Origin of the sequence: Nocardia seriolae NBRC 15557, assembly GCF_007990715.1 — a bacterium.
Lineage (GTDB): Bacteria > Actinomycetota > Actinomycetes > Mycobacteriales > Mycobacteriaceae > Nocardia > Nocardia seriolae.
Genome location: NZ_BJWY01000066.1, coordinates 20,495 through 40,009 on the forward strand (window position 1 = coordinate 20,495; position 19,515 = coordinate 40,009).

At 69.5% G+C, this 19,515-nt stretch carries 14 protein-coding genes and 3 pseudogenes; 9 read left to right on the forward strand and 8 right to left on the reverse strand.

The features are described 5' to 3' along the window. Nucleotides 1-17: 17 nt before the first annotated feature. The 3 genes and pseudogenes from aroC to aroB all read left to right on the forward strand — a co-directional run bounded on the left by aroC (nt 18) and on the right by aroB (nt 3,648). Nucleotides 18-1,223, forward strand: coding sequence for a chorismate synthase (gene aroC / locus NS2_RS20220; protein WP_147207249.1), 1,206 nt, complete (start codon nt 18-20; stop codon nt 1,221-1,223). Nucleotides 1,224-1,387: 164 nt separating this feature from the next. Beyond that, nucleotides 1,388-1,873 (forward strand): annotated as a pseudogene (locus NS2_RS37665) (shikimate kinase); the annotation flags it as partial. Between the two features lie 656 nt (nt 1,874-2,529). Further along, the gene (gene aroB / locus NS2_RS20230) at nt 2,530-3,648 is read left to right on the forward strand and encodes a 3-dehydroquinate synthase (protein ID WP_033086908.1); all 1,119 of its coding nucleotides are present in this window, start codon (nt 2,530-2,532) and stop codon (nt 3,646-3,648) included. A gap of 70 nt (nt 3,649-3,718) precedes the next feature. Here aroB and NS2_RS20235 read toward each other — a convergent pair whose 3' ends face one another. Then, nucleotides 3,719-4,192 (reverse strand): B-4DMT family transporter, encoded by a 474-nt coding sequence (locus NS2_RS20235; protein WP_045436925.1) that lies wholly within the window; start codon nt 4,190-4,192, stop codon nt 3,719-3,721. 123 nt (nt 4,193-4,315) lie between these two features. Here NS2_RS20235 and NS2_RS20240 point away from each other — a divergent pair, with 123 nt between their 5' ends. Both NS2_RS20240 and NS2_RS20245 read left to right on the forward strand, forming a co-directional pair. Then, a complete protein-coding gene (locus NS2_RS20240; protein ID WP_033086907.1) occupies nt 4,316-4,933 on the forward strand; it encodes a helix-turn-helix transcriptional regulator in 618 nt (205 codons plus the stop codon). Nucleotides 4,934-4,946: 13 nt separating this feature from the next. After that, nucleotides 4,947-5,407 (forward strand): annotated as a pseudogene (locus NS2_RS20245) (DUF3291 domain-containing protein). Between the two features lie 6 nt (nt 5,408-5,413). Here NS2_RS20245 and NS2_RS20250 read toward each other — a convergent pair. The 4 genes from NS2_RS20250 to alaS all read right to left on the reverse strand — a co-directional run bounded on the left by NS2_RS20250 (nt 5,414) and on the right by alaS (nt 10,984). Then, complete coding sequence (locus NS2_RS20250) at nt 5,414-6,238, reverse strand: shikimate dehydrogenase (RefSeq protein ID WP_081985779.1); 825 nt, start codon at nt 6,236-6,238, stop codon at nt 5,414-5,416. Beyond that, nucleotides 6,213-7,703 (reverse strand): endolytic transglycosylase MltG, encoded by a 1,491-nt coding sequence (locus tag NS2_RS20255; RefSeq protein WP_033086905.1) that lies wholly within the window; start codon nt 7,701-7,703, stop codon nt 6,213-6,215. Before NS2_RS20255 ends, NS2_RS20250 begins: the two co-directional genes overlap by 26 nt. Then, nucleotides 7,700-8,152: a Holliday junction resolvase RuvX gene (gene ruvX, locus NS2_RS20260; RefSeq protein WP_228102939.1), complete on the reverse strand. Its 453-nt coding sequence runs from the start codon at nt 8,150-8,152 to the stop codon at nt 7,700-7,702. The genes NS2_RS20255 and ruvX overlap by 4 nt, the downstream gene beginning before the upstream one ends. A 165-nt stretch (nt 8,153-8,317) precedes the next feature. Beyond that, entirely contained in the window at nt 8,318-10,984 is a 2,667-nt protein-coding gene (gene alaS / locus NS2_RS20265; RefSeq protein WP_147207250.1) for an alanine--tRNA ligase, read from the reverse strand. 62 nt (nt 10,985-11,046) lie between these two features. Here alaS and NS2_RS20270 point away from each other — a divergent pair. After that, a pseudogene (locus NS2_RS20270) lies at nt 11,047-11,661 on the forward strand (CatB-related O-acetyltransferase); the annotation flags it as partial. Between the two features lie 211 nt (nt 11,662-11,872). Here NS2_RS20270 and NS2_RS20275 read toward each other — a convergent pair. After that, on the reverse strand, nt 11,873-13,231 hold the full coding sequence (locus tag NS2_RS20275; RefSeq protein ID WP_033086961.1) for a replication-associated recombination protein A: 1,359 nt from the start codon (nt 13,229-13,231) through the stop codon (nt 11,873-11,875). Between the two features lie 97 nt (nt 13,232-13,328). Next, nucleotides 13,329-14,498, reverse strand: coding sequence for a phosphotransferase family protein (locus tag NS2_RS20280; RefSeq protein ID WP_033086903.1), 1,170 nt, complete (start codon nt 14,496-14,498; stop codon nt 13,329-13,331). 195 nt (nt 14,499-14,693) lie between these two features. On the opposite strand from NS2_RS20280, the gene NS2_RS20285 reads away from it, so the two are divergent. Then, nucleotides 14,694-15,746 (forward strand): DUF2189 domain-containing protein, encoded by a 1,053-nt coding sequence (locus tag NS2_RS20285; protein ID WP_033086902.1) that lies wholly within the window; start codon nt 14,694-14,696, stop codon nt 15,744-15,746. A 91-nt stretch (nt 15,747-15,837) separates the two neighbouring features. Here the strand turns inward: NS2_RS20285 and aspS are convergent, their stop codons facing one another. Beyond that, nucleotides 15,838-17,631 (reverse strand): aspartate--tRNA ligase, encoded by a 1,794-nt coding sequence (gene aspS, locus NS2_RS20290; RefSeq protein WP_033086960.1) that lies wholly within the window; start codon nt 17,629-17,631, stop codon nt 15,838-15,840. Between the two features lie 120 nt (nt 17,632-17,751). Here aspS and ypfJ point away from each other — a divergent pair, with 120 nt between their 5' ends. Continuing rightward, nucleotides 17,752-18,669, forward strand: coding sequence for a KPN_02809 family neutral zinc metallopeptidase (ypfJ, locus tag NS2_RS20295; protein WP_033086901.1), 918 nt, complete (start codon nt 17,752-17,754; stop codon nt 18,667-18,669). A gap of 236 nt (nt 18,670-18,905) precedes the next feature. Then, on the forward strand, nt 18,906-19,511 hold the full coding sequence (locus NS2_RS20300; RefSeq protein ID WP_230464362.1) for a hypothetical protein: 606 nt from the start codon (nt 18,906-18,908) through the stop codon (nt 19,509-19,511). Nucleotides 19,512-19,515: the final 4 nt, after the last annotated feature.

Here is a 19,515-nt window from a genome sequence, read left to right on the forward strand (position 1 = left end):
ATGGAAAGATGTAACTCGTGTTGCGCTGGATAACTGCCGGAGAATCCCATGGTCCTGCTCTCGTCACCATCCTCGAGGGGATGGTGGCCGGTGTCGAGGTGACCTCCGCCGAGGTCGGCGCGCAGCTGGCCCGGCGTCGGCTCGGGTACGGGCGCGGCGCGCGGATGAAGTTCGAGGCCGATGCGGTGACCGTGGTCGGTGGCGTGCGCCACGGCCGCACCATGGGTGGCCCGGTCGCCATCGAGGTCGCGAACTCGGAGTGGCCCAAGTGGACCGAGGTCATGTCCGCTGATCCGGTGGACGAGGCCGAGCTGGCCGAGATGGCCCGCAATGCGCCGCTGACCCGTCCGCGCCCGGGCCACGCCGACTACTCGGGCATGCTCAAGTACGGCTTCGACGACGCCCGCAATGTCCTGGAGCGGGCCAGCGCCCGCGAGACCGCCGCGCGCGTCGCGGCGGGCACCGTCGCCAGGAACTTCCTGCGCCAGGCGCTCGGCGTCGAGGTGATCTCGCACGTGGTGTCCATCGGCACCGCGGCCAACACCACCGGCGCGGTCCCGACCGCCGCCGATCTGGACGCGATCGACGAGTCGCCGGTGCGCGCGTTCGACAAGACCGCCGAGGCGGCGATGATCGCCGAGATCGAGGCCGCGAAGAAGGACGGCGACACCCTCGGGGGGGTGGTCGAGGTCGTGATCGAGGGCCTGCCGGTCGGTCTGGGCTCCTTCACCTCCGGTGAGGCGCGCCTGGATTCGCGACTGGCCGCCGCGCTCATGGGCATTCAGGCCATCAAGGGCGTCGAGGTCGGCGACGGTTTCGAGACCGCGCGCCGCCGCGGCAGCCAGGCGCACGACGAGATGCGGCCCGGCCCCGACGGGGTGCTGCGCTCGACCAACCGCGCCGGTGGTCTCGAGGGCGGCATGACCAATGGCGAGGCGCTGCGCGTGCGCGCGGCCATGAAGCCCATTTCGACTGTGCCGCGGGCACTGTCGACGGTCGACATGTCCTCCGGCGAGGAGGCCGTGGCCATCCACCAGCGCTCGGACGTCTGCGCGGTCCCGGCCGCCGGTGTGGTGGCCGAGTCCATGGTGGCGCTGGTCGTCGCGCAGGCGGTGCTGGAGAAGTTCGGCGGCGACTCGCTGCCGGAGACGGTCGACAATATCCAGGCCTATCTCAAGCGAATCAATGCTCGCCCGCACATCCCGGGCAATGCCGGGCAGTGACCACCGAGCACAGCGCGGTACCCGGCCAGCCCGATCCGACCGCCGCGGTGAACTCGGTCGACGCCGCCGAGGCACGCGACACGGCTGAGGATCGCGGAGCCGATGAGGCGCGTGCGAGCGAGACGACCGAGCACCCTGGTGAAACCGACCGGCCCGCACCGAATCTGGTGCTGGTCGGCCCGCCGGGTGCGGGCAAGTCGACCATCGGCCGCAAGCTGGCGCGCGAGCTCGGCGTGGATCTCTACGACACCGACGCCGGTATCGAGGAACGGGCCGGGCGCACCATCCCGGAGATCTTCGCCCAGGACGGCGAGCCGGAATTCCGCCGCATGGAGGAAGAGGTCGTCCGCGACGCGGTGCTGGCCGGGCACGGCGTGGTCTCCCTGGGCGGCGGCTCGGTGCTGTCCGCCGCCACCCGCGCCCTGCTGCGCGACCGCACCGTCGTCTACCTGGAAATCAGTGTGGGCGAAGGACTTCGGCGCACCGGCGCCAGCACCAACCGCCCGCTGCTCAATGGCGACGATCCGGCCGAGAAGTACCGCGAGCTGATGAAGATCCGCCGCCCCCTCTACCGCGAGGTGGCCACGGTCCGCGTCCGCACCGACGGCCGCAGCCCCGGCCGCGTGGTCCGCATGATCCTGGCCAAACTCGGCCTGGAACCGATTGCGCGCCCGGCGGATCCGACCGCCGAAACCACCACCGTCGAACCCGGCATCAGCAGCAGCCGCTCCCGCGCCCGCCGCAAGCGCCGCCGCGGCGGCCGCGGGGACGCCCAGACCAACCCGTCCGCCTCGAATGCGACTGCCGCCAAGTCCGATTCGGCCTCGGCCACTCGCCCGACCCCCGTACCGGCCGACGAGGGGACCCCGGCCGGTACGGGCAGCAACCGCCCCCGCCGCAATCGGCGTTCCCGCCGCCGCGGTGGCCGCGCCACCGAGAACGGCCCGGCCGCAACCTCTGTCGAGACCGCGACAGGTTCGACGAACGCTGGAGAGCACGCGCCCGCCGACGGTGGATCCGGCATGACCGGCGCTCCGACCTCCGGTGTCGCCCGCCGCCGCCGCGCCTCCCGCGCACCGGGCGCACCCTCGGGTCCCGCCACCGGCGCCCAGGACTCCACCGCATCCCGGTCCCCGAACGAGCCGGACACGTCTGCCGCGCAGCAGGATTCGGCCCGGGCCCCCGGCGCGGTCGCGCAACCGGGCAGCGGCCGTTCGCGTCGCGCCCGGGCCCGCCGGGCGCGCGCTCGGGCACGAGCGGGGCAAACCACAGATCAATCCGCACAAGCAGAATCGGAGCAGCAAGCATGAGCGAGCCGACTCGCATCGAGGTCCGCACGGCCGACCCGTACCCGGTGATCATCGGGCGGGGGCTGCTGGGCGATCTGGTCGAGCAGGTGACCGGTCGGTCCGGGGTGCGGACGGTCGCGATCTTCTATCAGCCGCCGCTGGCCGAGACCGCCGAGGTGGTGCGCAAGGCGCTGGTGGACAAGGGGATCGACGCGCATCGGGTGGAGATTCCGGATGCCGAGGCCGGTAAGGATCTGCAGGTCGCCGGTTTCTGCTGGGAGGTGCTGGGCCGGATCGGCCTGACCCGCAAGGACGTCATCGTGAGCCTGGGCGGCGGCGCGGCCACCGACCTGGCCGGTTTCGTGGCCGCCACCTGGATGCGCGGGGTGGACATCGTGCACGTGCCGACCACGCTGCTGGCCATGGTGGACGCCGCGGTCGGCGGCAAGACCGGCATCAATACCGAGGCGGGCAAGAACCTGGTCGGCTGCTTCCACGAACCGGCCGCGGTCCTGGTGGACCTGGCCACGCTGGAAACGGTGCCGCGCAACGAGATCGTGGCGGGCATGGCCGAGATCATCAAGGCCGGTTTCATCGCCGACCCGGTGATCCTGGAGCTGGTGGAGCGCGACCCGCAGGCCGCCCTGGACCCGACCGGCGAGGTGCTGCCGGAGCTGATCCGCCGCGTTATCCAGGTCAAGGCCGACGTGGTGGCCGCGGACCTGAAGGAATCGGATCTGCGCGAGATCCTCAACTACGGCCACACCCTCGCCCACGCCATCGAGCGCCGCGAGCGCTACCGCTGGCGGCACGGCGCGGCCGTGTCGGTGGGCCTGGTCTTCGCGGCCGAATTGGGCCGCCTGGCAGGCCGTCTCGACGACGCCACCGCCGAGCGCCACCGCGCCATCCTCGAAAGCATCGGCCTGCCCACCACCTACGACGCGGACGCGCTGGGCCAGCTGATGGATGCCATGCAGACCGACAAGAAGACCCGCTCCGGCGTGCTGCGCTTCGTCGTCCTCGACGGCCTGGCCAAGCCCGGTCGCCTCGAGGGCCCGGATCCGAGCCTGCTGGCCGCCGCCTACTCGGCCATCGCCCGCGAGGATGGCCCCACCGGCGGGGCCATCTTGCTGTAGTCACCCGAACAGACGCGAAACCCCGCGCCACAACACATGTGGCGCGGGGTTTCGCGTCTGCGAAAGACCGTCAGACGTTGGCGGGTGCGGGCGTCGCGGTGGCGGCGGGTGTGCCGTTCTTGCGCTCGCGGCCGACCAGCCAGCGGCCGATGGTCACGCCCAGCACGCCCGGAATGAAGATGAGCAGCACGATCCAGGCCGCGCCCGAGGTGACATTGAACAGCAGGCCCTGGTCGCCCAGGTCGAACTTGGGGATGAAGTCGAGGATCCACGAGACCAGCCCCGCGCCCACGCCACCGGCGAGGGCGGCCTCGAGCCACCGCATGGTCAGATCGGTCCCGTGCTCGGGATCGGGATTGGCGCGCCGATCCGCGCGCCCGTCCAGCACACCCCAGGTGACCACCGCGCCGACCAGCACGATCAGGCACAGGATCCGCATCCAGGCGCCCCCGGTCGGCCAGGTCATCATGCCGAAGCCGAGCAGCGTCTCCAGCACCACGGTCAGCGCCCCCAAGCCCACGGCGCGCAACACCCACGCATTCATGTCGATCACCTTAACCTGCGCGGCCGCCCGGGCGAACCGAATGAATTGAAACTTGTTCTAGAACCATAGCGGGACCGGGCCCGCGCGCCACGCGCGGGCCCGACACGCTGCTAGAAATGCGGTGTGAGCATCGAAGCCGTCGCCCTGCTGCAGGACCCGATCCGCAAGCGGCTCTACGACTATGTCGCGGCCGCCGGGCACGATGTCAGCAGGGACGAGGCGGCCGAGGCGGTGGAGATCAAACGCCCCTTGGCGGCCTTCCATCTGGACAAGCTCACCGAGGCGGGACTGCTCGACGCGGTGTTCCGCCGCCCGGAGGGCCGCACCGGGCCGGGTTCGGGACGCCCCGCGAAGTTCTATCGGCGTGCCGCGGCCGAATTCAGCATCAGCCTTCCGGCGCGCGACTATCGCACCGTCGCAACGGTACTGGCCGAGGTGGTCGAGCACGAGGGCTTCGAGGAGGCCATCGCCAAGGCCGCCGCCGCGCACGCGCCGCGGCTCGAGGGCCGCGATCTGTTCGCGGCGCTCAGCGAGCACGGCTACGAGCCCTATTACGACGACGCGGTCATCCGGCTGCGCAATTGCCCCTTTCACCAACTGGCCCTGGACTTTCCGCCCCTGGTCTGCGGCATGAACCTGGCACTGCTCGCGGGACCGGCCGCGGCGGCCGGTTGGACCGCGCGAATGGATCCGGCACCGGGCCGATGCTGCATAAGCTTTTCTACAATCAATGATGACTAGTTATAGTCGGTTCATGCACCTCGCACAGCTCAATATCGGCCGGCTCGTCGCCGCCGAGGGCGATCCCAGGGTCGCCGATTTCTATGCCGCACTCGATGAGATCAATGCCCTCGCCGAAACGTCCCCGGCTTCGTCTGGCGCATGGTGGACGGTGACACCAACAACGCCACCGGCCTGCGCCCCTACCGGCACGATCCGGACATGCTCGTGAACATGAGCGTGTGGGAATCGCGGGAGGCGCTGTTCGACTACGTGTATCGCAGCGACAACATGGACTACGTGCGCCGCCGCCGCGAGTTCTTCGTCCCGCTGCGCGAGGTGTTCACGGTGCTGTGGTGGGTGCCCGAGGGCACCGTCCCCGACCTCGCCGATGCCATGCAGCGGCTCGAGCATCTGCGCGAGAACGGGCCCGCGCCTTACGCTTTCACCTTCCGGTCGGCCTTCGAGCCCGAGCGGCCGGAATCGGTCCGCTGAGGGCCGTCAGTCCCCCAGCGCGGCAGCCATTTCGGCGCGCGGCGCGGGCTGGCCGGTGAACTGCTCGACCTGCCCGTAGGCCTGGTTCAAGAGCATGTCGAGGCCGCTGACCACGGTATGACCCGCGCGGATGACCGCCGCGGCCAGCGGGGTCGGCCAGGGGTTGTAGATGGCGTCCAGCACCACCGGGGCCAGCGCCACCGAATCCGCCACCGCCGCAGCGGCTTCGACGGGCACCGTGCTCACCACGGCGTCCACGTCGGAGCAGACGAACGCCAGCCCCTCCGGATCGAAGCCGAGCACCTCGGCCGACATGCCCAGCTGCTCGGCCAATTCCAGGGTGTCGGCGGCGCGGCCGCGGTCGCGGGCCACGATGGTGACGGTGTGCGCGCCCAGATCCGACAGGGCCAGCAGCGCGGGCCGGGCGGTCCCGCCCGCACCCAGCACGACGGCGCGCGAAATCTCGTGCACGCCCGCGCCTTCCAGTGCGCCGCGCACCCCGTCCACATCGGTGCAGTCGGCGCGCCAGCCGGTTTCGGTGCGCACCAGCGTGTTCGCCGAGCCGACCAGTACGGCGCGCTCGGTCTTCTCGTCGGCGTACGCGAGCGCGGCGACCTTGCCCGGCATGGTCACCGACAGCCCGACCCATTCCGGCCCGAGCCCGTCCACCAGCCCGGGCAGCTGCTCGCCGGTGCACTCGATGCGTTCGTAGGTCCAGTCCAGGCCCAGCGCCCGGTAGGCGGCCAGATGCAGTTGCGGCGAGCGCGAATGCGAGATGGGGCTGCCCAGCACGGCGGCCTTGCGCTTACCGTCCACTGTCGAGGATTCCACTCTGCCTGGCCTTTTCGATATTGCGCAGGTGCTCCTGGTAGTTCTCGGTGAACAACGTGGTGCCCTGCTTGTCGACGGTCACGAAGTACAGCCACGGCCCCGGCGCGGGATTCTCCATGGCGCGCATGGCATCCAGCGACGGCGCGGAGATCGGCGTCGCGGGCAGCCCGGTCATGGCGTAGGTGTTCCACGGGGTCTTCTTGGCCCGGTCGGCGTCGGTGGTGGCGACCTCGGTCTTGTCGAGGTTGTAGTTGACGGTGGAGTCGAATTCCAGCTTCTGCTGGGCGGCGAGCCGGTTCACGATGACCCGCGCCACCTTGGACATGTCCTGCGGCAGGGCTTCCCGCTCCACCAGCGACGCCGCGATCAGCGTGTCGTAGGGCGAGAGACCGTTGGCCGCGCCGGACTGCAACAGTCCGCTGGCCTCGTAACTGCGCGCGCTCGCGGTCACCAGCTGCTTGAGAATGTCGGCCGGGCTGGCGCCGGGATCGAAATCCAGGGTGCCACCGGCGATCAGGCCCTCGAGCTGCCGGGAACGGTCCGGTGCCGCCTTCACCCGATCCAGCGCCCACGCCGGAACCCCGAGCGCGGCCGGGTCACCGGCTCCGGCCTGGTCGAGCTGCTCGTAGGTCACGCATTTGGCGGCGGTGCCGGTGCCGACGCAGCTGGCGTCGGCGATCTTGCGGTAGATGCCGTCCTTGCGCGCGCCGGTGGCGACATCGCTGGAGTCGTGCAGCTGGCGGCCCTCGGAGATGACCACATTGCCGACCCGGGCGTCCTTGGCGAACAGCGCGGTCACCGCTTCGGCGCCCTTGCTGTGGCTCGGCACGGCGTAGTAGCCCGGCTGGATGGAGTTCATGTTCGTATTGCGCACGGCCGCTTCGTAGAAGGCGCCGTTGCTGGCCACCACGCCCTTGTCGGCCATGGTCTGGGCGATCTGGGTGGCGGTGTCGCCGGGCTTGATCTGGATGATCACCAGCGCACCCTGCGGTCCGGAGAAGTCGGCGGGGCCGCTGAGCTTGCCGACGAACTTCCAGCCCGCGAAGCCGACCGCGCCGACGAACAGCACGGCGAATACGCCCGCGATGACGAACAGGTTGCGGCGGCGGCGCTTGCGCTCGGCGGCCTTGCGCGAGGCCATGCGGGATCGCTTGGGCCGCTGACCACCCCGGCCACCCGAGCCGCGCGCGCCCACCCGAGTGGGGCGTTCCGCGCCGCGGCGGCCGACCCGGTCGGCGCGCTGGGGTGCGCTGCGGCGCGGCGGTTCCGGGGCGAGCGGGGGCTCGTCGTCGTAGTCCTCGCTCTCGAAATGCTCGTCGTCGTAGCGCTCATCCTCGTAGAGCGGGATGACGGTGGTGTCGTCCTCGTAATCGTCCGCCTCGGACCATTCCAGATCGTCGCGGCGGTAACGCCGTTCGGCGTTCTGCCGGTAGCGTTCCTCGGCCCGCGTCCAGCGGTCGGTCATGCGTCATCACCGCGCGGCTTCAATAGGGCACTCCGTTCGTCCAACCATCCTTGCAGGATCGACACGGCGGCGGCCTGATCGATGACCCGCCGCTGCCCGCGTGCGCGAACGCCACTGTCTCGCAACGCACGTGCAGCAGACACCGTAGTCAAACGTTCGTCGGAAAGTCGCACCGGTACCGGAGCGATCAGGGTCCGCAAACGCCCCGCGAAGGTGGCCGCCAGCTTAGCGGAAGACCCGCTTTCGCCGCGCAAGGTGCGTGGCAGGCCGACGATCACCTCGACGGCCTCGTATTCCCGCACAAGTTCGGCAATTCGGGACAGATCGGACGCCAGGGTGCCGGGCGTGACCTTCTTCGCGCGCGGCACCGTTTCGACCGGCGTGGCCAGCAGGCCGTCGGGATCGCTGGAGGCGACCCCGATGCGCACCGAGCCGACGTCGATGCCGATGCGCCTGCCGCGCCCCGGATCCCGTTCGGCGCTGGGCCGTTCGGAGTCGAACCCGCGCCCGGCCGAGACTCCGGAAGCCTCGGTCGGAATCCTCGCGAATCCGGCATCCGGGTTGGGCCGGGTCCCGTGCTCGGGACCCGGTGTATCGGATGTGTCGGAGTCCATCTACCCGGCGAGCTCGGCGACTCGCGCGCGCAGCGCGGCCAGGCCCGCCTCGATGCCCGACGGGTCCGAACCCGCACCCTGGGCCAGTTCCGGCTTGCCGCCGCCGCGCCCGGCGATCGCCGGGCCGAACGCGCCCACCAGGTCTCCGGCCTTGACGCCCAGGTCCTGGGCGGCCTTGGTGACAGCCGCGACGAAGGGCACCTTGCCGTCGGCGTTGCCGAGCAGCACCACGATGGCAGGCTCGGAACCGAAGCGGCCCTTGATATCCGTGGCCAGGGTGCGCAGATCGCCCGCGCCCACGCCCTGCGGCGCGGCGGCCGCGACCAGCAGCACCTTGCCGACCCGCTGGGCCGGCTCGACGAAGGTTCCGGCGCTCGACAGCACGGCGGCCATCTTGGTGCGCTCGAGCTCCTTCTCGGCGACCTTGAGCCGCTCGACGAGCTGCTCGACGCGACCCGGGACCTCGTCCGAGGGCACCTTCAGCGAGGAGGCGATACCGGCCAGCAGCGCGCGCTCCTTGGCCAAGTAGCGGTAGGAGTCCAGGCCCACAAAGGCTTCCACGCGACGGATACCCGAGCCCACCGACGATTCGCCGAGCACGGTGATCGGCCCGATCTGCGCGGAGGACTGCACGTGGGTGCCACCGCAGAGCTCCATGGAGAACGGTCCGCCGATCTCCACGACGCGCACCTCGTCGCCGTAGTTCTCGCCGAACAGCGCCATGGCGCCCATCTTCTTGGCCGACGGCAGGTCGGTGACGAAGGTGTTGACCGTGAAGTCGTCGGCCACCGCGTCGTTGGAGACGGCCTCGATATCGGCCTTCTGCTGCTCGCTCAGCGCGCCCTGCCAGTTGAAGTCGAAGCGCAGGTAACCCGGCTTGTTGAGCGAACCGGCCTGAACGGCGTTGGGGCCCAGCACCTGTCGCAGCGCGGCGTGCACCATGTGCGTACCCGAGTGGCCCTGGGTGGCGCCCTTGCGCCAGGCCGGATCGACCTGCGCCAGCACGGTGTCGCCCTCGGTGAGCTGACCGGCCTCGACGGTGGACTTGTGCACCCACACCTTCTTGGCGATCTTCTGCACGTCGTTGACCTTCACCTTGAGGCCGTGCGAGGAGATCAGCGTGCCGCGGTCGGCGATCTGGCCGCCGGACTCGGCATAGAGCGGGCTGCGGTCCAGGATCACCTCGACGTCCTGCCCGGCCTCGGCGACCGGCACTCGCACGCCGTCCTTGATCAGGGCGAGAACCGTTGCCTCGGTGGCCAGTTCGTCGAAGCCGGTGAACTCGGTCGCGCCGCGGTCCACGAACTCCTTGTAGACCGTGAGGTCGGCGTGGGCGTGCTTGCGCGAGAGGGCGTCTTCCTTGGCCCGCTTGCGCTGCTCGGCCATGAGCGAGCGGAACCCGTCCTCGTCGACCTGCAGACCGGCCTCGGCGGCCATCTCCAGGGTGAGGTCGATCGGGAAGCCGTAGGTGTCGTGCAGCGTGAACGCGTCGGTGCCGCTGATCTTCTTGCTGCCCTGGGCCTTCACCTCGTCGACGGTCTCGTCGAAGAGCTTGGTGCCGGTGTTGAGGGTCTTGAGGAACGCGGCTTCCTCACCGACGGCGACGGTTTCGATGCGCTTGAAGTCGGTGGCGAGCTCGGGGTAGGAGGGGGCCATGAGCTCGGAGACGACCTTGATGAACTCGCCCATCACCGGCTTCTCCGCGCCCAGCAGCCGCGCCGAGCGCACGATGCGGCGCAGCAGGCGGCGCAGCACGTAGCCGCGGCCGTCATTGCCGGGATTCACGCCGTCGCCGATCAGCATGGCGGCGGTGCGGGCGTGGTCGGCGATGACGCGGAAGCGCACATCGTCGGCGTGCTCGATGCCGTAGGAGCGGCCGGTCAGTTCCTCGGCCTTGTCGATGATCGGGCGCAGCAGGTCGGTCTCGTAGACATTGTCGACACCCTGCAGCAGGAACGCGACACGCTCGACGCCCATGCCGGTGTCGATGTTCTTCTTGGGCAGCGGGCCCAGGATCTCGAAGTCGTCCTTGCCGCGACCCGCGCCGCGCTCGTTCTGCATGAACACGAGGTTCCAGATTTCGAGGTAGCGATCCTCGTCGGCCTCCGGGCCGCCCTCGACGCCGTATTCGGGGCCGCGGTCGAAGTAGATCTCCGAGCACGGGCCGCACGGGCCGGGGATGCCCATGGACCAGTAGTTGTCGGCCATGCCGCGGCGCTGGATGCGCTCGTCCGGGACACCCAGCTCGCGCCAGATCCGCTCGGCCTCGTCATCGTCGAGATAGACGGTGACCCACAGCTTTTCGGGGTCGAAGCCGTAGCCGCCGTCCTCGACCGAGGAGGTCAGCAGCGTCCAGGCCAGTTCCATGGCCCCGCGCTTGAAGTAGTCGCCGAAGGAGAAGTTGCCCGCCATCTGGAAGAAGGTGTTGTGGCGGGTGGTGACGCCGACGTTCTCGATATCGCCGGTGCGCACGCACTTCTGCACGCTGGTGGCGGTGTCGAAGGGCGGGGTCTGCTGACCGAGGAAATACGGCACGAACTGGACCATGCCCGCGTTCACGAACAGCAGGTTCGGGTCGGCCAGGATCAGCGAGGCACTCGGCACCTCGGTATGTCCGGCCTTTACGAAATGCTCCAGGAAGCGCCGTCGAATCTCGTGGGTCTGCACAACAGTCCAGCCTACCGGTCGCGGGCCAGCGGGTTTCCACCCACCACCGGGCGATAGCCACCATCGCTCGGGTGACTGTGATCCCCGACCCATCGCAGCGTTTCCCACTCCCCCACGCGCACCGCACGGTCTTCCTGAAACCGCATGTCACCGCGCCGAATATCGAGGTCGGCGACTACACCTACGCCGACGACCCCGACGATGCCACCGCCTTCGAGGCCCGCAACGTGCTCTACGCGTTCGGCCCCGAGAAGCTGATCATCGGCAAATTCTGCGCCATCGCCGCCGGCACCCGCTTCATCATGGCGGGCGCGAACCACGCGACCTCGGGCGTGTCGACCTTCCCGTTCACCATCTTCGGCGGCACCTGGGCCGAGGAGACCATGGACATCATCACCTCGATTCCCTCCAAGGGCGACACCGTGGTCGGCAACGACGTGTGGTTCGGCTACAACACCCTGATCATGCCGGGCGTGACCATCGGCGACGGCGCGATCATCGCCACGGGCGCGGTGGTGACCGCCGACGTGCCGCCGTACACGATCGTCGGCGGGAACCCGGCGACAGTGGTCAAGCAGCGCTACCCTGACGCGGATGTCGCTCGCCTGTTGCGCGCCGCCTGGTGGGACTGGCCGGTCGAATTGGTGACCGAGAATGTGCGCGCGATCATGGGCGGCACCCGGCCGAGATCGAGCGCATCGCCCTGCACAACGGGTTGCTGGCGGACTGACCAGCGCCGCAATCGCTTCCGCGGCGTCTCGATCGATCATTTCTGGCACGCAGTGCAATCCGGCACCCACCGCCACCCGGAGCGGTGTCGATGAATCCGCGGCAGCGTAGCGGCCTGTGGATGCCCCGGCGTGCGCTGCCGCATTCGCACATGCGCCGCTATTTGCCGCGGACGATTCGGCGGAGTTTGGTGACGCGGGGGCCGACTTCGCGTTCGTAGCCGTGGTCGGTGGGGACGTAGTAGTCGGTACCGACCAGTTGGTCTGGTGGATATTGCTGGGCGAGAACGCCATCCGGGTGATCGTGCGGGTATTTGTAGCCCTGGGCATTGCCGAGCGCCGCCGCGCCCGCGTAGTGGCCGTCCCGCAGGTGGGGTGGCACCGCGCCCGCCTTGCCCGCGCGCACATCGGCCATGGCCGCGCCGAGGCTCTTGGGGACCGAGCCCGATTTCGGTGCGGTGGCAATGTGAATCGTGGCCTGGGTCAGGGCCAATTGCGCCTCGGGCATACCGACCAGTTGGACCACCTGGGCGGCGGCGACCGCGGTCTGCAGGGCCATGGGGTCGGCCATGCCGACCTCCTCGCTGGCCTGGATCATCAAGCGGCGCGCGATGAATCGCGGGTCCTCGCCCGCGCTGATCATGCGGGCGAGATAGTGCAGCGCGGCATCGACATCGGAGCCGCGCAGGGACTTGATGAACGCGCTGATGACGTCGTAGTGCTGATCCCCGTCGCGGTCGTAGCGCACCGCGGCCTTGTCGACGCTGGCCTCGACGAGCGCCACGTCGACGGTGCCGTCCAAGGAGGATTCGGCGGAGGCCTCGAGCGCGGTGAGCGAGCGGCGCGCGTCACCGCCCGCGATGCGCACGATGTGGTCCAGCGCCTCGTCCGTGACGGTGTATTCCCCCGCCAGCCCGCGCGGATCCTCGATGGCCCGCTTCAACACGGTGCGAATGTCGTCCTCGGACAACGATTGCAGTTGCAGCACCAGCGACCGCGACAGCAGCGGCGACACCACCGAGAACGACGGATTCTCCGTGGTAGCGGCGACCAGCAGCACGATCCGGTTCTCGACCGCCGCCAGCAGCGCATCCTGCTGCGTCTTCGAAAACCGGTGCACCTCATCGATGAACAGCACGGTCTGCTCCCCGATGGTGAGCCGCCGCCGCGCCAGCTCGATGACCGCCCGCACCTCTTTCACCCCCGCCGACAGCGCCGACAGCGCCTCGAACCGGCGACCGGTGGCCCGCGAGAGCAGCGAGGCCAGGGTGGTCTTGCCGGTTCCGGGCGGCCCGTAGAGCAGCACCGACGCCGCCCCCGACCCCTCGACCAGCCGCCGCAGTGGCGACCCCGGCCCGAGCAGATGCTGTTGCCCGACCACTTCGTCGAGGGTGCGCGGACGCATGCGCACGGCCAGCGGCGCGAATCGATCGTCGCCACTGGGAATGCGCACCGCGCTCACTTCGATGTCATCGGCCACGGCTTGCGCGCCAGGCGCATCGAACAGCCCATCACTCACGCCCACGACCCTACCGACCGGCTCCGACAGATCGCGCTCACAGGAGTGCGGGCCGGAATCTCACCCTCGGATTCCGGCCCGCACCCGCGGTGGAGGACTACTCCTCCCAGTGTTCTTCCAAGGTGGCCGAGACGTGTTCGGCGAAATCGCCGAGGGTGTCGTCGCCGGTGCAGCGGGCGTCCTCGGCGAGGGCGGCCCAGCGGTTGATCAGCGCGGCCGAGCGCGGGATGGACAGGCCGTGCTCGCGGGCCGCGGCGATGCGGGCGTGGTCGGCGGGCAGGAACCAGTAGGTGGACAGCCACACCCAGATGAGGCGGGCCTCGAGGATGCGTTCGGCCAGCACATTGTCGTCGGCCAGGGCGGGCCAGACCGCGACCACCTCGGAGCGCCAGGCCTCGACCATCTGGCGGGCGCGTTCGCGCGACAGCTCGAAATCGCACAGGCAGCCCGGGAAGGAGACCAGGGCGTAGGCGATGTCGAGGGTGGCGTCGCGGAACCCGCCCCACTCGTAGTCGAGGAAGCGCGCGCCCTCGTCATTGAGGATGACATTGTCGGGGCACAGGTCCGAGGGGCTGAACGCGCGGTAGCGCCCGGCCGAGAACAGGCGGTTGCCGCGCACGATGCGCTCGGCGATCTCGCCGGGCACCTCGATGCCGAGCTCGCGCTGCAGCATGACCGGCACCTCGGCGACCGCGGTCTCGGCCTGCTGGGCGATGCCGTCCACCCGGTGCACCACGTCGACACGGCGTAGCAGCGCGACGAAGTCCGCCTCGCGGCCGACGGTCGCGGCGTGCATGCGGCCCAGCGCCTGCGCGAACGCCATGAGCGCATTGCGCCCGGCGGGTTCCGCACCGGACTGCAATACCGCGGTGAGCGAGGTGTTCTCACCCAGGTCGCTGAGAATGAGCAGGCGTTCGGGCAGGCTGTAGCCGAGTAGGTAGGCGCCGGGTCGGTGATCGCGGCCCAGGGCGGTGGTGAATTGGTAGGAGACTGCCTCGCGCAGGAATGCGGAATCGATGCTGGCGACACCGGGGGCCATGCCACCGGTGCGTCGTTGATTCGCCGCGCCCGCAACCTGCTTCACTATGAGTGTGCGAGGTAGTGAAAACGCGTTCTCTGCAACACGGACGCGGAGCACCGTCGTCCTACCACTACCGCTGAGTTCCATCGGATCGCTCAGCTTTACCGGAGCACCCATTCGCTTTGTGAGCAACTGTTGTGCCGCGGACACGACTTCGGCGGCGCGTTCGGCCAATAGTGCGGTCATCGGAACCCAAGTTACTCCCGTCAGGTCACTTTCAGCGAGCGGTTGCGCAACCTTTCGCGCGTCGGACGGCGTGTCTTTGTGAAGGGTTTGCCCACGCGGCGCTGGTTGCTTGACACAACCAGGAGGGTCTAGTTGTCTCATGGTCACTTGCTGTGCGCCACACCGTAAACCGGGAAATGTGAAAGGCTTGCGACCATGACCGGCACGCCGCCCTCAGCACCCTATGGCCCCTCCGGCGACCGTCCCGGCGCCGGCGGCGGCGAGCAGTACCCGTCGCAGGTCGGGCAGCACCAAAACCCCGAGCCCGCACCGGTTTCCGGACCGCCCGAGTCCGGACCGCCGACCGGCCGCCACCAGATGCCCGGCCTGGCCGGATACCCGCAGTTCGACGGACCGGGCGCCGCGCAGTACGGCAGCGAACCCGTGGAGCCCCCGCCGCCGCTGACCCCGCAGCCGGGCGTGCCGCTGCCACCTCCTGGCTACGGGTCCCCGATGCCTCCCCAGTACCAGGGACCCGGGGGTATGCCGCCGGGCAATCCGCCTCCGCCGGGCGGTTTCCCGCCGGGTGCGATGCCCGGTCCCCCGCCGTCGGACCCGGCGGTGCAGCAGTCCTACGTCCCGCCGCGCGAGCGCCTCGATGTCGTCGCGGCCCTGACCTACGGCTGGGATCGCTTCCGGCTCAATCCCGTTCCCTGGGTCGGCATGGTGCTGATCGGGCTGATCGCCTGGCTGGTGGTCACGCTGCTGGTGAATATCGTTCAGGTGCAGTCGCTGTCGGCGGTGATCCTGCTGTTCGCGGTGGCTTCGCTGGTGGTGTGGCTGCTGCAGGCCGCGATGATCCGCGGGGCGCTGTATGAAACCGACGGCACACCACCGGATTTCCCGGCCTTCTTCGGCTTCGTGAATGCCGGCAATGTGCTCATCACCGCGCTCATCGTGTTCGCCATGTGCTTCGTGGCCGCGATCGCGTGCGTGTTCCCCGCGGTGATCGTGGGCGTGCTGTGCATGTTCGCGCTGCACTTCGTGATCGATCAGGATCAGAATCCGATCGCGGCCATCCAATCCAGTGTGCGGCTGGTGATCTCGAACGCGCTGCACGTGTCGCTGCTGGCGCTGGCGGTGCTGATCATCACCGCGATCGGCATGCTGTTCTGCGGGCTGGGACTGCTGGTGGCCGGACCGGTCACCGCGATCGCGACAACCTACGCGTACCGGATACTCACCGGCCGCCTGGTCGTCCCGGTCTAGCAACCTCGGCCCGACCGAGAACCACACAAACGACTTGTGCCCTCCGATCTCGCCGAGATCGGAGGGCACCGTCGTTCCGGAACCGGATCGGCTACTTGCCGTCTTCCTTGACCGGGTTGCCGTTCGCGTCCAGCTTGGCGTTGAGGCCCGCCTCCTGCCGCTGCCCCGGGGTGATCGGGGTGGGCGCCTCGGTGAGCGGGTCGACGCCGCCGCCGGACTTCGGGAAGGCGATGACCTCGCGGATCGAGTCCACCCCGGCCAGCAGCGCGGTGATGCGGTCCCAGCCGAAGGCGATGCCGCCCATGGGCGGAGCGCCGAAGGAGAAGGCGTCGAGCAGGAAGCCGAACTTGTCCTGCGCCTCCTCCTCGCCGATGCCCATCACCTTGAACACCCGCTCCTGCACGTCGCGGCGGTGGATACGGATCGAGCCGCCGCCGATCTCGTTGCCGTTGCAGACGATGTCGTAGGCGTAGGCCAGGGCCGAACCCGGATCGGTGTCGAAGTCGGCCAGGTGCTCGGGCTTGGGCGAGGTGAACGCGTGGTGCACCGCCGTCCAGGCCGAATGGCCCATGGCCACATCGCCGCTGGCGGTGGCGTCGGCGGCGGGCTCGAACATGGGCGCGTCCACGATCCAGACGAAGGCCCAGGCGTTCTCGTCGATGAGGCCGCACTTGCGGGCGATCTCGCCGCGGGCCGCGCCCAGCAGCGCACGGCTGGACTTCTGGTCACCGGCGGCGAAGAACACGCAGTCGCCCGGGTTCGCGCCGACCTGCTTGGCCAGGCCCTCACGCTCGGCGTCGGTCAGGTTCTTGGCGACCGGGCCGCCGAGGGTGCCGTCCTCCTGGAAGGTGATGTAGGCCAGCCCCTTCGCGCCGCGCTGCTTGGCCCACTCCTGCCAGGCGTCGAACTGACGGCGCGGCTGCGAGGCACCGCCCGGCATGACCACGGCACCGACGTAGGGAGCCTGGAACACCCGGAACTCGGTGTCCTTGAAGTACTCCATCATCTCGGTGATCTCGACCTCGAAGCGCAGGTCGGGCTTGTCCGAGCCGTAGCGGCGCATGGACTCGGCGTAGGTCATGTGCGCGATCGGGGTCGGGATCTCGTAGCCGACCAGCTTCCACAGCCCGGCCAGGATGTCCTCCGCGAGCAGGATCACGTCTTCCTGCTCGACGAAGCTCATCTCGATGTCGAGCTGGGTGAACTCGGGCTGGCGGTCGGCGCGGAAGTCCTCGTCGCGGTAGCAGCGCGCGATCTGGTAGTAGCGCTCGATGCCGCCGACCATGAGCAGCTGCTTGAACAGCTGCGGCGACTGCGGCAGGGCGTAGAACTTCCCCGGCTGCAGGCGGGCCGGGACCAGGAAGTCGCGCGCGCCCTCGGGCGTCGAGCGGGTCATGGTCGGGGTCTCGACCTCGACGAACGCGTGGCGGGCCAGCACCTCGCGGGCGGCGGCGTTGACCTTGGAGCGCAGCCGGATCGCGTGGGCCGGGCCCTCGCGGCGCAGGTCCAGGTAGCGGTACTTGAGGCGGGCTTCCTCGCCGGGCTCGTCGTCGAGCTGGAAGGGCAGCGGCGCGGCCTCGTTGAGCACCTCGAGCTCGGTCACATTGACCTCGATGGCGCCGGTCGGCAGGTTCGGGTTCTCGCTACCGGCCGGTCGGTCCTCGACCACGCCGGTGACCTTCACGACGAATTCGTTGCGCAGCTTGTGGGCGGCCGCCGCGGGCTCGCCTTCGCGGAAGACGGCCTGGGCAACACCCGACGCATCGCGCAGATCGATGAAGATCACGCCACCGTGGTCTCGCCGCCGGGCCACCCAGCCGGTGAGGGTGACGGTCTGACCGGCGTGCTCGCTTCGCAGCGAACCAGCCAAGTGGGTGCGCAGCACGGGATTCCTTTCGACGGACTCGAAGCACCGGTGAGATATGACCAGGTGCAGACCCATCGTAGAGAGACACGTTCAGCGAGTGAAAACCGATATCCGCTCGCCCGTGTCACAGTGATAGCCATGACCTTCAACGAGGGCCTGCAGATCGACCCGAACCGGGCGAGCGGCGGCGGACCGGGTATGGGCGGCGGACTGGTTCTCGGCGGCGGCGCACTGGGCCTCATCGCACTCATCGCGAGCCTGCTGCTGGGCGGCGATCCGGGCAGCATCCTGGGCCAGTTCACGGGCGCGGACTCCAACGCCAAGTCAGGCACTTCGACCCTGCCCGACCACTGCAAGACGGGCGCGGACGCCAATAAGTACGTCGACTGCCGCGTGATCCTCACCGCACAGAGTCTCGACAACGTGTGGGGCACCGAACTGCCCAAGCAGACCAACCGCAAATACGTGGTCCCCAAGCTGGTCCTGTTCTCGGGCGCGGTGAACACCGGCTGCGGCCGCGCCTCCTCCGCGGTCGGCCCCTTCTACTGCCCCGCCGACCAGACCGCCTACTTCGACACCAGCTTCTTCCAGGAGCTGGTCGACCGCTTCGGCTCCAGCGGCGGCGCTCTCGCCCAGGAGTACGTGGTCGCCCACGAGTTCGGCCACCACATCCAGAACATCCTCGGCGACATCAACCGCGCCCAGCGCGACCCCCAGGGCCCCACCTCGGGCGCGGTCCGCACCGAACTCCAGGCCGACTGCTACGCGGGCGTCTGGGCCAACTACGCCGACAAACTTCCTGCCCCCGGCTCCAGCACCCCCTTCCTGAAGCCGTTGACCGACAACGACATCCGCGACGCCCTCTCCGCGGCCTCCGCCGTCGGCGACGACCGCATCCAGAAGGCCGCCACCGGCCGGGTGAACCCCGAGGCCTGGACCCACGGCTCCTCGGAGGAACGCCAGAAGTGGTTCCTCACCGGCTACAAAACCGGCCAGGTCAAGGCCTGCGACACCTTCTCCGCCAAGGACCTCGGCAACCCACCCGCCCTCCGCTGACCACCCGCCCCCAGAGGTCCCCGGCCCCACGGTCCGGGGACCTCGCCGTTTCCCCCCGCGCCCAACCCGTCCATCAATCAGCGCCCCCACCCTCGATTCCACTCGGCCAGCTGCAGTGGGGTGGATCGCGGTGGGGCGGGGCGTCGGCGTGGCACTTTGGGTGTGTTCGGGGTGGGCGGCAGAATCGGCGGCGGCGGGTGGGTGCCCGCAAGGGAATTCGGAGGGATGCGATGCGGATGGCGTCGGCGACACGACTTTTCGGCGAAACGGGACATGGGGCGGCGAGCGCGGGCCAGGGCAGCACGCTCGTCGGCACGCATGCGGGGATCGGCAGCGGCGCAAGGGCGTTCGGCTCGGCACGGGGCCGGCGCATGGCGGCCGCCGCCATGCTGGTGGCGGGGATGGTCGCGGGGGCGGGCGGGTTCGCCACAGCCGATCCAGCGCCCGCGCCGAGCGTGGCGCTGTTCACGCTGACCGCCATGCCCGCGGGCTGGCAGACGCGGACCGATCTACGCCCGTCGCTCGAGATCCAGTCCGATGGGCGGGCGGTCAAACGGGCCGATGCGACCGCGCAGCCGGTGAACGGGACCGTGCCCGCCGATGTGATCGGGGCCGCGGCGAACGAGGTGAAGGCGCTGGCGGTGGTGGATATGGGGACGCCGGAGCAGAGCGACAAGGGCACGTCGATCATCGACTACATGCCCCAATCCCCCGATCAGGACGTGCATTTGATCGTGTACGCACCCGAACTGTCCGACGGCCTCACCGATGAGCAGAAGGCGTCCCGCAAGCGCTTCGCGGATCTGTTCCAGCGCCTGCTGAACGCCTTCGTTCCGGCCTAGTACT

What these genes read in the sequence shown, in the direction of transcription:
- aroB (WP_033086908.1), top strand. Translation starts at nt 2,530, where the DNA reads ATGAGCGAGCCGACTCGCATCGAGGTCCGCACGGCCGACCCGTACCCG.
- NS2_RS20235 (WP_045436925.1), bottom strand. Translation starts at nt 4,192, where the DNA reads ATGAATGCGTGGGTGTTGCGCGCCGTGGGCTTGGGGGCGCTGACCGTG.
- NS2_RS20255 (WP_033086905.1), bottom strand. Translation starts at nt 7,703, where the DNA reads ATGACCGACCGCTGGACGCGGGCCGAGGAACGCTACCGGCAGAACGCC.
- NS2_RS20280 (WP_033086903.1), bottom strand. Translation starts at nt 14,498, where the DNA reads ATGACCGCACTATTGGCCGAACGCGCCGCCGAAGTCGTGTCCGCGGCA.
- NS2_RS20285 (WP_033086902.1), top strand. Translation starts at nt 14,694, where the DNA reads ATGACCGGCACGCCGCCCTCAGCACCCTATGGCCCCTCCGGCGACCGT.
- ypfJ (WP_033086901.1), top strand. Translation starts at nt 17,752, where the DNA reads ATGACCTTCAACGAGGGCCTGCAGATCGACCCGAACCGGGCGAGCGGC.
- NS2_RS20300 (WP_230464362.1), top strand. Translation starts at nt 18,906, where the DNA reads ATGGCGTCGGCGACACGACTTTTCGGCGAAACGGGACATGGGGCGGCG.